Source organism: Sphingomonas zeae, from assembly GCF_014197135.1.
Taxonomy (GTDB): Bacteria; Pseudomonadota; Alphaproteobacteria; order Sphingomonadales; family Sphingomonadaceae; genus Sphingomonas; species Sphingomonas zeae.
Genome location: NZ_JACIFA010000004.1, coordinates 20,497 through 33,501, shown reverse-complemented (window position 1 = coordinate 33,501; position 13,005 = coordinate 20,497). Strand labels below are relative to the sequence as shown.

At 66.7% G+C, this 13,005-nt stretch carries 12 protein-coding genes; 4 read left to right on the top strand and 8 right to left on the bottom strand.

Annotated elements, in window-relative coordinates; genetic code table 11:
• Window positions 1–2: 2 nt before the first annotated feature.
• Window positions 3–665: a pyrimidine 5'-nucleotidase gene (locus GGR45_RS07220; protein WP_175311753.1), complete on the bottom strand. Its 663-nt coding sequence runs from the start codon at window positions 663–665 to the stop codon at window positions 3–5.
• Window positions 666–832: 167 nt separating this feature from the next.
• On the opposite strand from GGR45_RS07220, the gene GGR45_RS07215 reads away from it, so the two are divergent.
• Both GGR45_RS07215 and GGR45_RS07210 read left to right on the top strand, forming a co-directional pair.
• A complete protein-coding gene (locus tag GGR45_RS07215; protein WP_246358106.1) occupies window positions 833–3,118 on the top strand; it encodes a S8 family peptidase in 2,286 nt (761 codons plus the stop codon).
• A 49-nt stretch (window positions 3,119–3,167) separates the two neighbouring features.
• Window positions 3,168–4,169, top strand: a complete 1,002-nt coding sequence (locus tag GGR45_RS07210; RefSeq protein ID WP_175311754.1) for an LLM class flavin-dependent oxidoreductase — start codon at window positions 3,168–3,170, stop codon at window positions 4,167–4,169.
• Between the two features lie 231 nt (window positions 4,170–4,400).
• Here the strand turns inward: GGR45_RS07210 and GGR45_RS07205 are convergent, their stop codons facing one another.
• The 3 genes from GGR45_RS07205 to GGR45_RS07195 form a co-directional block, all read right to left on the bottom strand.
• Window positions 4,401–5,711 carry a sensor histidine kinase gene (locus tag GGR45_RS07205; protein ID WP_175311808.1) on the bottom strand — a complete coding sequence of 437 codons (1,311 nt, stop codon included), beginning with the start codon at window positions 5,709–5,711 and terminating at the stop codon, window positions 4,401–4,403.
• 70 nt (window positions 5,712–5,781) lie between these two features.
• The gene (locus tag GGR45_RS07200; RefSeq protein ID WP_175311755.1) at window positions 5,782–6,474 is read right to left on the bottom strand and encodes a response regulator transcription factor; all 693 of its coding nucleotides are present in this window, start codon (window positions 6,472–6,474) and stop codon (window positions 5,782–5,784) included.
• Between the two features lie 46 nt (window positions 6,475–6,520).
• Window positions 6,521–6,838, bottom strand: a complete 318-nt coding sequence (locus GGR45_RS07195; protein WP_175311756.1) for a PepSY domain-containing protein — start codon at window positions 6,836–6,838, stop codon at window positions 6,521–6,523.
• A 113-nt stretch (window positions 6,839–6,951) separates the two neighbouring features.
• On the opposite strand from GGR45_RS07195, the gene GGR45_RS07190 reads away from it, so the two are divergent.
• Window positions 6,952–8,736, top strand: coding sequence for an ABC-F family ATP-binding cassette domain-containing protein (locus GGR45_RS07190; RefSeq protein ID WP_175311757.1), 1,785 nt, complete (start codon window positions 6,952–6,954; stop codon window positions 8,734–8,736).
• Between the two features lie 15 nt (window positions 8,737–8,751).
• Here the strand turns inward: GGR45_RS07190 and GGR45_RS07185 are convergent, their stop codons facing one another.
• The 4 genes from GGR45_RS07185 to GGR45_RS07170 all read right to left on the bottom strand — a co-directional run bounded on the left by GGR45_RS07185 (window position 8,752) and on the right by GGR45_RS07170 (window position 12,001).
• Window positions 8,752–10,071, bottom strand: coding sequence for a TadE/TadG family type IV pilus assembly protein (locus GGR45_RS07185; RefSeq protein WP_246358105.1), 1,320 nt, complete (start codon window positions 10,069–10,071; stop codon window positions 8,752–8,754).
• Between the two features lie 5 nt (window positions 10,072–10,076).
• Window positions 10,077–10,619: a TadE/TadG family type IV pilus assembly protein gene (locus GGR45_RS07180; protein ID WP_285138743.1), complete on the bottom strand. Its 543-nt coding sequence runs from the start codon at window positions 10,617–10,619 to the stop codon at window positions 10,077–10,079.
• Complete coding sequence (locus tag GGR45_RS07175; protein ID WP_175311758.1) at window positions 10,616–11,194, bottom strand: TadE/TadG family type IV pilus assembly protein; 579 nt, start codon at window positions 11,192–11,194, stop codon at window positions 10,616–10,618. Before GGR45_RS07175 ends, GGR45_RS07180 begins: the two co-directional genes overlap by 4 nt.
• 63 nt (window positions 11,195–11,257) lie before the next feature.
• Window positions 11,258–12,001: a dienelactone hydrolase family protein gene (locus tag GGR45_RS07170; RefSeq protein WP_175311759.1), complete on the bottom strand. Its 744-nt coding sequence runs from the start codon at window positions 11,999–12,001 to the stop codon at window positions 11,258–11,260.
• A gap of 190 nt (window positions 12,002–12,191) precedes the next feature.
• Here GGR45_RS07170 and GGR45_RS07165 point away from each other — a divergent pair, with 190 nt between their 5' ends.
• Window positions 12,192–12,971 (top strand): SDR family oxidoreductase, encoded by a 780-nt coding sequence (locus GGR45_RS07165; protein ID WP_175311760.1) that lies wholly within the window; start codon window positions 12,192–12,194, stop codon window positions 12,969–12,971.
• Window positions 12,972–13,005 lie beyond the last annotated feature (34 nt).

Here is a 13,005-nt window from a genome sequence, read left to right as displayed (position 1 = left end):
CGTCAGTCCTCCAATATGCTCGTCAGCCACGGCGTCAGCGCGTGGACGGTATAGTCGATATGGTCGCGGGCGGCTTCCGGCCCCTGTTCCGAGCCGTTGTCGACCCACACGGTCGTCATCCCGATCGCCTTGGCGGGGACCAGGTTGCGCGCCATGTCCTCGAAGAAGATCGCGCGGGTCGGATCGATGTCGAATGCCGCGCACAGCCCCGCATAGGCGGAGGGCTGCGGCTTGGGGACCAGGCCCATGGCGGTGATGTCGTGCACCGCCTCGAAATGGCTGCCCAACCCCAGCCGGTCGAGGACCTTGAGCGCATAGGGCTTGTCGCCATTGGTGAAGACCAGCTTGCGCCCCGGCAGCTTCGCCAACGCGGCGGCCAGCGGCGCGTCCTGCTCCAGCACATCCATCTCGATATCATGGACATAGGCCAGGAAGGCGGCGGGATCGACGTCATGCTTGGCCATCAGACCGGCCAGCGTGGTGCCGTGCGCATGGAAATATTCCTTCTGCACCCGGAACGCCTCGGCCGGGTCCAGGCCCAGCAGGTCGCCGACGAACTGCGTCATCCGCCGGTCGATATGCGTGAACAGATTCGCGCTCGCCGGATACAGCGTATTGTCCAGATCGAAGATCCAGGCGTCGATATGGGCGAGCGCGGGCAACATGGCGGCAGCGTGTAGGCGCGAGGCCCCATGGCCGCAAGCCGCCCGATCGAGAACGCAACCGTCCCAGCTCCGGCCACTGGCTGCAAAAATCCCGCTTTCCCGGCGCGGCGGCCCACTCCTATGACAATGCGCAAAGGCAGGACGTAAAAGGGATGAGGGGGCTGGGGTTGCGGGGGCGGAATGCGCGCGGTGCGGGGGGTATCGCGGCCATCTGGTGCATGGTCGTCGGCGCGGGCACGATGGTGGCGGCTTGCGGGGGCAGCGGCACCGGTGTGCAGTCGATGCCGACCCCGATCGCCAGCCCCACGCCGACCGCGACGTCCGCTCCGACGCCCACCCCTGCCCCAGTCCCGAATTACGATACCCCAGGCTACCGCGCCACCGCGGGGGCAGTCGCGATGAACGCGCTGGCGGCGTATCAGCGCGGGGCGACGGGCGCGGGCATCGCGCTGGGCGTGATCGATTCCGGCGTGGACGATCGCACCGGCGCGTTCACCGGGCGGATCTCGGCCGCCTCCACCGATGTCGCAGGGACGCGCGGGATCGGGGACGAAGACGGGCATGGCACCGCCGTCGCCTTCACCGCGCTCGGCGGACGGAGCGGCAACCGGGCGCAGGGCGTGGCGTTCGAGGCGACCCTGGTCGCTTTGCGTGCCGACAAGCCCGGCAGTTGCACCGACACCGCGGCCCAGGGCGGGCTGGGCGGCAATTGCAGCTTTTCCTCGGACGCGATCGCGCTGGGGCTGGACACCGCGCGCAAGGCGGGCGTGCGGGTCGTCAACATCTCGCTGGGATCCAACGACACGCCGCCCAACGCCCTACTCGCGGCGATCGGACGGGCGACGGCGGCCGGCATGGTGATCGTCATCGCGGCGGGCAATGACGGCGAATCCAACCCGACGCTGATGGCGCAGATTGCCAACAACAATGCGGTCGCGCGCGGACAGGTCATCATCGCCGGTTCGGTGGGCGCGAACGGCACCATCTCGTCGTTCAGCAACCGCGCGGGCCAGTCGGCCGCGCATTACCTGACCGCGCTGGGCGAACGGGTGGAGGCCCCCGATGCCGCCGGGACCCGGATGCTCTGGTCGGGCACCTCCTTTGCGGCACCGCAGATCAGCGGCGCCGCCGCGCTGCTGGCGCAGGCTTTTCCCAACCTGACCGGCGCGCAAATCGTCGACCTGCTGCTGCGCACCGCGCGCGAAGTCGGGACGAGCGGCACAGATGACGTCTATGGCCGGGGCGCGCTGGACTTGACCGCCGCGTTCCAGCCGGTCGGCGGGACCAGCGTCGCGGGCACTGGCGCGGCCATATCGATGGGGGTGAATGCGCGGCTGTCTCCGGCCATGGGCGACGCGCGGGCCGAGGGGCTGAACCTCGTCGCGCTCGATGGCTATGCCCGCGCCTACCGCGTCGATGTGTCCGCCACCCTGGCGCAGGCTGCGCCGCGCCCGATGCTCGCGCCCTCGCTGCTCGGCCGGATCGAGGGATCGGTGGTCAGCGATGGCACCCGCACGATCGCACTGACCCGCGCCGTCGCGATGCCCGGCGAAGCCCGGCTGCGCGCCATCGTTCCTGCCGACGCGACGAACGCGGTACAGCGGATCGTCGCGGGCAGCGTCACCCAGCGCCTGTCGCCCGACACCACGATCGGATTCGGCTTTGCCAGCAGCGGCGACGCGATGGTCGCCGGGTGGACCGGCCAGTCCGGCCCCGCTTACCTGATGACCGATCCCGGCGCGGGCATGGACCGCGTGCCGCGCACCGCCGCCGCGCTGCATCATGTCATGGGCCGATGGGGGCTCAGCGTCACGGCGGAGACGGGGCGCTTCGCCGCACCGATGCCCGGCATGGTCGCGCCGGGCTATGACCAGCTGGCGGTGACGTTCGACCGGCAGATCGGGCCGGTCGCCGCGACCTTCGGCGCCACACGGCTGGACGAGCGGTCGACCGTGCTGGGCGGCTGGTTCGGCGGCGCCTTGGGACAGGCGCGCGGGCTCAGCTGGTTCGCCGACGGTGCCGCGCGCTGGCAGGATGACGGCGGCTGGACGCTGGGCGCACGCTGGCGCAGCGGCTGGACCCACGCGACGGGCGCCCTGGGCGGCGGCCTGCTGGCCAGCCGGTCCTGGTCGGTCGAGGCAGGCAAGGCCGGGTTGTTCGGCGGCGACCGGATCGACCTGCGCCTGTCACGACCCTTGCGGATCAGCGGCGGCGGGCTGAACCTGCGGCTGCCCGATCATTGGGACTATGCCAGCGGACAGGTCGATGGCTGGACGATCAACCGCTTATCGCTCGCCCCGACAGGTCAGGAGACGCTGGTCGAGCTGCGCCACGGCATCCGCCTTGGCGGCGGCGAGTGGTCGACGCATCTGTTCTGGCGACGCGACCCCGGTAATATCGCGATGCTGCCACCCGAACGGGGCATGGCGGTGAAGTATGGCTTGACCTTCTGATACCCGCTCTTGGCTGGCGGGGACGGTGGATCGTCCCCATCTTGCTCACATGACACGTTACTCGCTGCTCGATCTGGTGCCCGTCGTCGAGGGCGGCACCGTGGCCCAGGCACTGGCCAACGCCGCCGACCTGGCCGCCCATGCCGAAGCGGTCGGCTTTCATCGCTACTGGACCGCCGAGCATCATGGCATGGCCGGCATCGCGTCCGCCGCGACCGCCGTCGTGCTGGCGCATGTCGGGCAGGCGACAAAGACCATCCGCATCGGTGCGGGCGGCATCATGCTGCCCAACCATGCGCCGCTGACCATCGCCGAGCAGTTCGGTACGCTGGATGCGCTGTTTCCCGGGCGGATCGACCTGGGGCTGGGCCGTGCGCCGGGATCGGACCAACGCGTCGCCCGCGCGCTGCGCCGGACACTCGACAGCGATCCCAATGCCTTTCCGCGCGACGTGATGGAGCTGCAAAGCTATTTCGCGGACGATGGCCAGACTGGCATCGTCGCGACGCCGGGCGCGGGCGCCCGCCCGCAGATGTGGATATTGGGATCGAGCCTCTATGGCGCGCAGCTCGCCGCCGCCTTGGGGCTGCCTTACGCTTTCGCCTCGCACTTCGCGCCCGATGCGCTGGACGATGCGCTGGCCATCTATCGCCGCGACTTCCGCCCTTCGGCGGTGCTGGACAAGCCCTATGCGATGGCGGGCTTCAACGTCTTTGCCGCCGATACCGATGCGGAAGCGGAACTATTGGCGAGTTCGCAGCAACAGGCCTTCGTGGCCCTTCGCACCGGCCGTCCGGGCAAGCTGCCCCCGCCCGTTCCCGGTTATCGCGAGAGCCTGGGTGTGCAGGGATCGGCGATCCTCGACCATGTCCTGTCCTGCTCGGCGATCGGCGCACCGGCGACGGTTGAGCGGCAACTCGCGGCGTTCGTCGAGCGGACCAAGGTGGACGAGGTGATGATCGTCAGCGCGATCTTCGACCATGACGCGCGCAAGCGTTCGATCGGAATCGCAGCGAAGGCGATGGATGCCTTGGAGACGGTGCCCGCCTGATTTTTTGGGTTCGCGCGACGCCGCGATGACGCGAAGGAAATGTATTCGCGCGGAGGCGCGGAGAATGCGGAGGGGGCGTGTCGAATGGCACGCTCGATATTTCCTCACGAGCTGGTGAAAATGAAGGAATGGCGGTGCCGCCAAGTACGACACCTCCGCGTTCTCCGCGCCTCCGCGCGAACCATCCTTCTGCTTCTCTCTTAGCGTCATCGCGGCTTCGCGTGAGCCACCTTACCCCACCGCCGCCGGAAGCCTGAGCCGCACCAGCAACCCGCCCAGATCCTCGCTCTCCTCCAGCGCGACCGTGCCACCGTAAATTTCCGCCACGTCGCGCACGATCGCCAGGCCCAGCCCGGTGCCCGGCTTGCCGGTGTCCAGCCGGACACCGCGATCGAAGATACGGACGCGTTCGTTCTCGGGAATGCCGGTGCCGTCGTCCTCGACCAGAATCTCGACGAACCCGGCCTGCGCTGCAACCGTCACGAAGACGCTGCCGCCGCCATATTTGGCCGCGTTCTCGACCAGATTGCCCAGCATCTCGTCCAGGTCCTGTCGCTCGACATGGACGACCAGGTCCTTCGGCCCGTCCACATCGATGCGGACATGGCGATAGAGGCGGCCGACCGCGCGCTCGACCGATTGCAGGCTGGGCCAGACCTCGGCCCGGCTGTGCGCCGAGCCCCGCCGCCCGACCGCACGGGCGCGCGCCAGATGGTGGTCGACCTGACGGCGCATCGTCCGCGCTTCGCGGATGACGGTCTCGGCCAGATCCTCGGACTGGGCGGTCGCGGCGTTCATGATGACGGTCAGTGGGGTCTTGAGCGCGTGCGCCAGATTGCCCGCATGGCGCCGCGCTTCCTCGGCCTGTTTCTCGTTATGCTCGATGAGCGCGTTCAACTCCTCGACCATCGGCGCGACCTCGTTGGGCATCGCATCCGAAATCCGGTCGGCTTTCCCGGCGCGCATCGCCGCGATCTCCTCCCGCACGCGGCGCAACGGGTAGAGTCCGTAAAAGGTCTGCATCGCCGCCATCAGGAGCAGGCCGACGCCCAGCAGCGCGAAGCTGCGGATCAGGATGCGACGCAGCGCCCCGATCTGCGCGTCGAGCTCGGTCGTACGCTGTGCCACCTGGAAGCGCCAGCGGACGTCCGATCCGGGCAGTTTGACGTCACGCTCGACGATGCGCAGCTTTTCGTCCGCGAACTGTGTGCTGGTATAGACATGGATATCGTCGTCGTTGCGCACCGGGCCATAAGCGAGCCGTCGATCCCAGAGCGACCGCGAAGGAAAGGGGTCATGCCCCTTGCCCGACACCTGCCAGTATACGCCCGAGCCCGGCTCCAGAAATCCCTGATCGGCTGGCTCCCGGTTAAACCAGACCTCGCCCTGCGAATCGATCCCGGCGGACACCAGCAGCGACTTCAGCACATAGGCCTGGCGATCATCGAAATTCTGGGTGACGGCGGACACCAGAACCCTATCGAGCGCAAAGCCGCCGCCGGTCAGCAGGACCAGGATCCACCCCGCGGCGATCAGGATCATGCGCCGCGACAGCGATCCCGTCCGCAGCGTCGGGCGCGTGGTGTTTCCGTCCGTCACGGGAAAGGCCGGATCAGGCCGCCGGATCCGCCGCCGCAGCCCCCGCCGCCGGATCGTCCAGGCTGTAGCCCAGACCCCGGATCGTGGTGATGACATCCTGGCCCAGCTTCTTGCGGATACGCGTCACGAACACCTCGATCGTGTTGGAATCGCGATCGAAATCCTGGTCGTAGATATGTTCGATCAGCTCGGTGCGGCTGACCACCTTGCCCTTGTGGTGGAGCAGATAGCTGAGCAGCTTATATTCCTGCGCGGTCAGCTTCACCGGCTCGCCCGCGCGCGTGACCTTGCCCGACCGGGTGTCGAGGCGCACGTCACCGGCGGTCAGCTCGGACGAGGCGTTGCCGCTGGCGCGCCGGATCAGCGCGCGCAGCCGAGCGATCAGTTCCTCGGTCTGGAAGGGCTTGGCGACGTAATCGTCGGCGCCCGCGTCCAGCCCGGCAACCTTGTCCGACCAGCTGTCGCGCGCGGTCAGCACCAGGACGGGCGTGGTCTTGCCTTCCTTCCGCCAGCGATCAAGCACGGTCAGCCCGTCGATCTCCGGCAGGCCCAGGTCGAGGACGATCGCGTCATAGCTTTCGGTCGAGCCCAGAAAATGCCCTTCCTCGCCATCGGTGGCCAGGTCGATGGCATAGCCTGCACCTTCCAGCGTGGCCTTCAACTGCTGGCCGAGATTGGGCTCGTCCTCGACGATCAGAACGCGCATCGCAAAACTCCCTGTAATTTCATGGAATTAGCCAATAGGCCGGTCATCAGCCGTCGGTTCGGCCGATGACCTTGCCGGTGCGGCCGTCCACCTCCACCCAGATAACCGTGCCATTGCGCAGGAATTTGAGCGTGTAAACCGCCGCCGAGGCATCATAATCGAAGCCGATATATTGCGAATCGCGCATGGTAGGCACCACCCGCGCCTCGATCTCGCGCAGCGACAGATTGCCTTCCTTGCGCTGTTGATAGGCGCGGATCTGGTCCCCGCGACGCTGGTCGAGCCCCGTTCCCATCGGGGATCCGGCCATCAGCGGCGAACCCATTGGTGCGGCGAGCAGAGCCAGAAGGACGGTCATCGACATGAAAGTGGCATAGCGGTCAACCGTTGAACAGCCTCTGAATGGATCGTGCAGGCCCGGGACAGCGCGCGAGGCGCTTGCCGGGTTCCGCCCGCGCCCCTAACTGCATCGTCATCATGGCAGCACCCGTTCTTTCCTACGAAGACCTGGGCCTTGTACAAGGCTCGGGCTGGCTCTTCCGGCATCTCGACATCCATGTCGGTCCACGCGACCGGCTGGCGCTGATCGGGCGCAACGGGGCAGGCAAATCGACGCTTCTGAAGCTGATGGCCGGCATCATCGATTCGGACGAGGGCCGCCGGGTGATCGTGCCGGGCACCCATGTGGTGTATCTGGAACAGGACCCCGACCTGACCGGCTGCGCCACGCTGGCCGACTATGTCCTGTCAGGCGAGGATGCGCCGGAGGGATATGAGGCCGATGCCATCGCCGGACAGCTGGGCATCGACCTGACCCGTGACGCCGCGACCGCCAGCGGCGGCGAGCGGCGCCGCGCGGCGATCGTGCGCGCGCTGGCGATGAACCCCGACGTACTGCTGCTCGACGAGCCGACCAACCATCTCGACCTCGCCGCCATCGAATGGCTGGAGGACTGGCTGAAGCGGTTCACCGGCGCGTTCGTGGTCATCAGCCACGACCGCACCTTCCTGACGCGCCTGACCAAGTCGACGCTCTGGCTGGATCGCGGCCAGATGCGCCGCAACGAGGTCGGCTTCGGTGGCTTCGATGCGTGGACCGAACAGGTCTATGCCGAGGAACAGCGCGCCGCCGAGAAGCTGGACGCGAAACTCAAGATCGAGGAGCATTGGCTCCATCGCGGCGTCACCGCGCGGCGCAAGCGCAACCAGGGCCGTCTGGAAAAGTTACACCAGATGCGCGCCACTCGCGCCGCGATGATCGGCCCGCAGGGCGCCGCCAAGCTCGGCATCGCCTCGGACGATGTGAAGACCAAGGAGGTCATCAAGGCCGAGCATGTCACCAAGCGGTACGGCGACCGCACGATCATCAAGGACCTGAGCCTGAAGGTCACGCGCGGCGACAGGATCGGCATCGTCGGCTCGAACGGGGCGGGCAAGACGACGCTGCTCCGCCTGCTGACCGGCGAGATCGAGCCCGACGAGGGTAGCGTCTTCCTGGCCAAGACGCTGGACGGCGTCATCATCGATCAGCAACGCAAGCTGATGGCACCCGAAAAGCGGGTGCGCGAGGTGCTGGCGGACGGCGGCGACTGGATCGACGTGCGGGGAACGCGCAAGCATATCCACGGCTATCTGAAGGAGTTCCTGTTCGATCCCTCGCTGACCGAAGCGAAAATCGGCACCCTGTCGGGCGGCGAGCGTTCGCGGCTGCTGCTCGCCCGCGAGTTTGCACGCGAGTCCAATCTGCTGGTCCTCGACGAACCGACCAACGATCTCGACCTGGAGACGCTCGACCTGTTGCAGGAGGTGATCGGCGATTATGAAGGTACCGTCCTGATCGTCAGCCACGATCGCGACTTCCTCGACCGCACGGTGACGGTGACGCTGGGGCTCGACGGGTCGGGCAATGTCGATGTCGTTGCGGGCGGCTATGCCGACTGGGTCGCCAAGCGTAAGCCGCCGGCGGAGGCGAAGAAGGCTCCCGTCAAGGCCGCCCCCTCCCCCGCTGCGCCCTTGCAGGCGAAGACCAAGCTCAGCTACAAGGACCAGCGCGACTACGAACTGCTGCCCAAGCGGATCGAAGAACTGGAGGCCGCCATCGCGCGCGACGAAGCCAAGCTCGCCGACCCCGATCTCTATGCCAAGGACCCAGGGCAATTCGACCGGCTGATGAAGGCGATCGAAAAGGCACGCGGCGAAAAGGACGAGGCCGAGATGCGCTGGCTGGAACTGGCCGAGCAGGTCGAGGCGCTGGCGGGGTGATACGCCCCCGCCCGGTTACTGGGTGATGCGTGCGGTCGCCACGGCGTTCTGGAACAGCGCGGCCATGGCGGCCGAAATGTCCTGATCGGTAGACACCTTGGTGTAGAGGCCGGGTGACGAGCAGGCCTGAAGCGCGGGTTCGACCTTGTAGAGATAGGGCGCGATATTCGTTTGCGACCAATCGTCGCCGGTCAGCGATTCGGGCAGATATTCGGTGTAGAGCACCGCGATCCGCACGCCGCGCGCCTTGATCGTGCTGCACGGCACAGTGTCGATCGCGATTTCCGGCTTGCCGTTGCTGCGCAACTCGTCGCGCATCCCGTCGGTGACGAGGAACAGCACCGCCTGGGGCGCGGCATTATTGATGCCGTTGCCTGGCGGATTGATCAGCTTGTTGACCTGCGTCATCGCGTCGCTGGTGCCGGTATCGGTGTCGTTATAGCCCACTTCGGTCGACTGGCAGGCGGAGGTCGGGCAACCGTTCCGGTCATATTTGAACGGCGCCAGGTTCGCGGTCGCCTTGGCGGCCAGGGCCATGTCCGACGTGAGTTTCTGAAGCAGCGTGAACCCGCCGCGTCCGCGGAACGTCGCGATGGCGATCTGATAGCTTGCGCCCGTCTTGCTCGACGTGCTGGTCGCGTTCGCCGTCAACCGCGACACCGCCGTCCCCTCGTCGTCGATGCGCAGCGTCAGGCCATAGGATTTGGCCACGTCGTATAGGTCGACCATTTTGCCCTGGGCATTCCGCCCCTTTAGGTCGTTGGCCGCATGGCAGGCGAACTGGCAATTGCGCGAATTGCTCGCCGCGACCTTGGCCAACCCCTTGCTGGTGGTCGGCAGTGCCATCGAACTGGACACGTCGAGCAGCATGTAGAAATTGATGTCGGGCGCGACGGCGTTCGTCGTCTGCGACCGACCCTTGATGGTCAATGTATTCAGCCCCAGAATCCGGGCAAAGACATTGTTCGATACGCCCGTATAGCTGACCGTGGCATTGCGGCGGCCATTGGCGTCGGTCGGCGCGTTGATCGTTACGTTGGAGACAGCGATATCGCCGGCATTGACGAGCGACAGCGCCTGCGCATCGAAGATTTTGCGGGCATAGGCCACCGCATCGCTGTCGGACATCCCCATCGCGACCTTGCTGACCGCCGACAGCGCGGCAGAGTCGGCTACCGCATTCATCTTGGTCTGCGCCTTCATCGCGCGGGCATAATCGATGCCCATGCCGATCGCGAAGGTCAGGACGGGCAGCGCCATGGCGAACATCATCATCACCGCGCCACGACGCTGGCGCAGCACCCCGACCGTGGAGCGATAGAAAGAAAGGATCATGGGCATCAGCAATCCGGGCAGGCGATCTGGTCGGTGTTGCGCGGGACCATCCACAGCATATCGCTGAGCGTCATCGGGCCGAACTGACCGAAACTCGTGGGGGGGCGATAGGGGTAGCTGACCTGCGCGACCAGGAAGGTCGCGTTCGGCGTTTTCATCGCAGGCGGAATGTCCATGGCCTGCCCAGGGGAATATGCCGTGACGTTGAGGCCCCGGCTCCATACCACGCTGGTTTTTCCGTTCGCGTCCGTCGCCACTTCGGTCACGCGGATCTGCGCATCCTGCGCGGCATAGGGCTGCATCACCTGTGCGGCAGCCATCAGGTTCGACTGGACTTCCGCGCCCGACATCTGACCGGTCGTGTTCTGGGCGATCAGATCGACCGCCGCGCGCGTGGTGATCGTCACCTTGCGCTTGCAGGCCATCGCGTCCTGCAACTGCACCCCGCCCAGATACAGCACCAGCATGACCGGCAGGATGATCGCGAACTCGACCAGTGCGACGCCGCGCCGATCGCCGCGGAGATCTTGGAAAAGGTGAACCGTCACAGATAGGCCTCGGTCTTCGACACCGATGTCGCGACCAGCACGGTCGGCTTGCGGCTGAGCGGCGACAGGTCGGCGGCGGGCGCGATCGGCAACGGCCAGAGATAGATGAAGCGCACCGTGACGAGCGAGCCTTGCGACCCAGTATCATAGGACGGATTGATGGGCTTGCCCGTCGCATCAAAGGTCAATGGCGGGGGGCCGGAGCTCGGAACCGCGGTGCCCGCGGCCACGCTCTGCACATCGACGAACAGGCGCGAGCAGGACAGGAAACTGGGGAGCGACTGGCAGCCCTTGCTGCGGAACCGCTCGGCCAGCTGCGCCTTGGTCATGCCGGTGCCGCTGCCCTGCAGGTCGGCGGCCTGGGTCTGGCCGGTGACGATGCCGCGCGCAGCCACCTCGACCGCGCTCTCCAGTGCTTCCTGCGCCAGATAGGCGAGGCTCGACTGGAGGATGGCCAGCAACAGTGCAATGAAGGGCGCCGCGACCAGCGCAAACTCGACGAGCACCGCCCCCCGCCGATCGGTCAGGATCGCTGGTCGAGCGCCATGACGGCGGGCGGGTGGAAATATGAACATGGGCAGGCGGATATCCTTCCCGCCCATATTGATGGGAATCGGTTAATCTTCGGCAAACGCCGCCTAGCGCAGCGCGCGGGCGTAGAGCGCCAGCGTCCAGGCCATCGCCTGAAGGAACAGCGCCGGATCGTAGCGTGGCCCCTCGTCGCGCAGAAAGGCGTGCTGCCCGGCCACCTCATGCCATTCATAAGCGGCGCCCACCTCTTCCAGCCGCGCACGGATCGCCTCGCGTCCGGCAAAGGGCACATGCGGATCCTGTCGTCCCCAGACGAACATCACCTCGGCCTTCAGTTCGTCCATCCGCGCGAGACTGTCGTCGCTCCGTCCCTCGCCCAGCGTGCCCGAATGGATGTCGGTCGCATAGAAACAGGCCGCCGCCGATACGCGAGGGTCGAGCGCGGCGCGGTATGCCAGATGCCCGCCCAGGCAAACGCCGAACGTGCCCAGCCGCCCGTTGCATGCCGGATGCGCCGCCAACGCGCCCAGCCCTGCCTTCGCATCGGCATCATAGGCCGCCACCGGCTTGGTGAATTTCAGGTCGTTGCCGCGATCGGTGCCCGGCTTGTCATAGGCGAGCACGGTCCCGGCAGGCTCATATTCGTGATAGACTTCCGGAACCGCGACGACATAGCCCTGCCCCGCCAGCATCGTAGCCAGCCGCCGGATAGGCGCCGTCACCTGATAGATTTCCGAAAACAGCAGAATGCCGGGAAAGCGCCCCTCGATCGCAGGGCGGAACAGGTGCATCCGCATCGTGCCGCTGCCGGGCACTTGGACATCCTGGGTTTCGTCGCTGATGATAATCATGGGCGCGCTCCTTTGCTGGCGCCCGCCCTTCGCACTCTGGCACGGGGGGTGCAACCGGCCCGCTATCATGATAGGATGGGAGCACCCAATTCGCAGGGAGTTCTCGAGATGATCCAGCGGCACCGCTGACGCGGCACAGAGAGTAAGGCGGCACCAGCCGTCGCTTTTGCCCCTCCATTTCGAGAGATTTATGTCACGTTTGTCCATGAAGACGTGCGTCGTCACCGGTGCCGCGCGCGGGATCGGCCACGCCATCGCCCGGCGCTTTCACGAGGAAAGCGCCACCGTCATCCTGACCGACCGCGATGCCGAAGACGGGCAGGCCGCCGCCGATGCGCTGGGCTGTCGTTTCGAGCCGCTGAACGTCGCCGAGGAAGCCGACTGGTCACGCCTCGCCCAAGTCATTCCCACCGTCGATGTTGTCGTCAACAATGCCGGGATCACCGGCTTCGAGGACGGCTTCGTGCCCCATGACCCGGAACACGCCGCGCTGGAGGACTGGCGCGCGGTGCACCGGGTCAATCTAGACGGCACCTTCCTGGGGTGTCGCTATGCCATCGGCGCGATGAAGGCGGCGGGCGCGGGTTCGATCATCAACATCTCGTCGCGCTCGGGGCTGGTCGGCATTCCGGGTGCGGCCGCCTATGCCTCGTCCAAGGCGGCGATCCGCAACCATAGCAAGACGGTGGCGCTCTATTGCGCGCAAAAGGGGTGGAAGATTCGCTGCAACTCCATCCACCCCGCCGCGATCCTGACCCCCATCTGGGAGCCGATGCTGGGCGACGGCCCCGACCGTGCGGCGAAGATGGCGGCTTTGGTCGCCGACACCCCGCTCAAGCGCTTCGGCGAGCCGGACGAAGTGGCGGCGATCGCGGTCATGCTGGCCTCCGACGAGGCGACCTACATCACCGGGTCGGAGTTCAATATCGACGGCGGCCTGCTCGCCGGATCGGCGGCAAGCCCCGGCTGAACCTATGGCATTGGGCGGTTTCGGCCGATAGGCT

What these genes read in the sequence shown, in the direction of transcription:
- GGR45_RS07205 (WP_175311808.1), bottom strand. Translation starts at nt 5,711, where the DNA reads ATGATCCTGATCGCCGCGGGGTGGATCCTGGTCCTGCTGACCGGCGGC.
- GGR45_RS07220 (WP_175311753.1), bottom strand. Translation starts at nt 665, where the DNA reads ATGTTGCCCGCGCTCGCCCATATCGACGCCTGGATCTTCGATCTGGAC.
- GGR45_RS07185 (WP_246358105.1), bottom strand. Translation starts at nt 10,071, where the DNA reads ATGATCCTTTCTTTCTATCGCTCCACGGTCGGGGTGCTGCGCCAGCGT.
- GGR45_RS07200 (WP_175311755.1), bottom strand. Translation starts at nt 6,474, where the DNA reads ATGCGCGTTCTGATCGTCGAGGACGAGCCCAATCTCGGCCAGCAGTTG.
- GGR45_RS07210 (WP_175311754.1), top strand. Translation starts at nt 3,168, where the DNA reads ATGACACGTTACTCGCTGCTCGATCTGGTGCCCGTCGTCGAGGGCGGC.
- GGR45_RS07165 (WP_175311760.1), top strand. Translation starts at nt 12,192, where the DNA reads ATGTCACGTTTGTCCATGAAGACGTGCGTCGTCACCGGTGCCGCGCGC.
- GGR45_RS07190 (WP_175311757.1), top strand. Translation starts at nt 6,952, where the DNA reads ATGGCAGCACCCGTTCTTTCCTACGAAGACCTGGGCCTTGTACAAGGC.
- GGR45_RS07170 (WP_175311759.1), bottom strand. Translation starts at nt 12,001, where the DNA reads ATGATTATCATCAGCGACGAAACCCAGGATGTCCAAGTGCCCGGCAGC.
- GGR45_RS07175 (WP_175311758.1), bottom strand. Translation starts at nt 11,194, where the DNA reads ATGTTCATATTTCCACCCGCCCGCCGTCATGGCGCTCGACCAGCGATC.
- GGR45_RS07195 (WP_175311756.1), bottom strand. Translation starts at nt 6,838, where the DNA reads ATGTCGATGACCGTCCTTCTGGCTCTGCTCGCCGCACCAATGGGTTCG.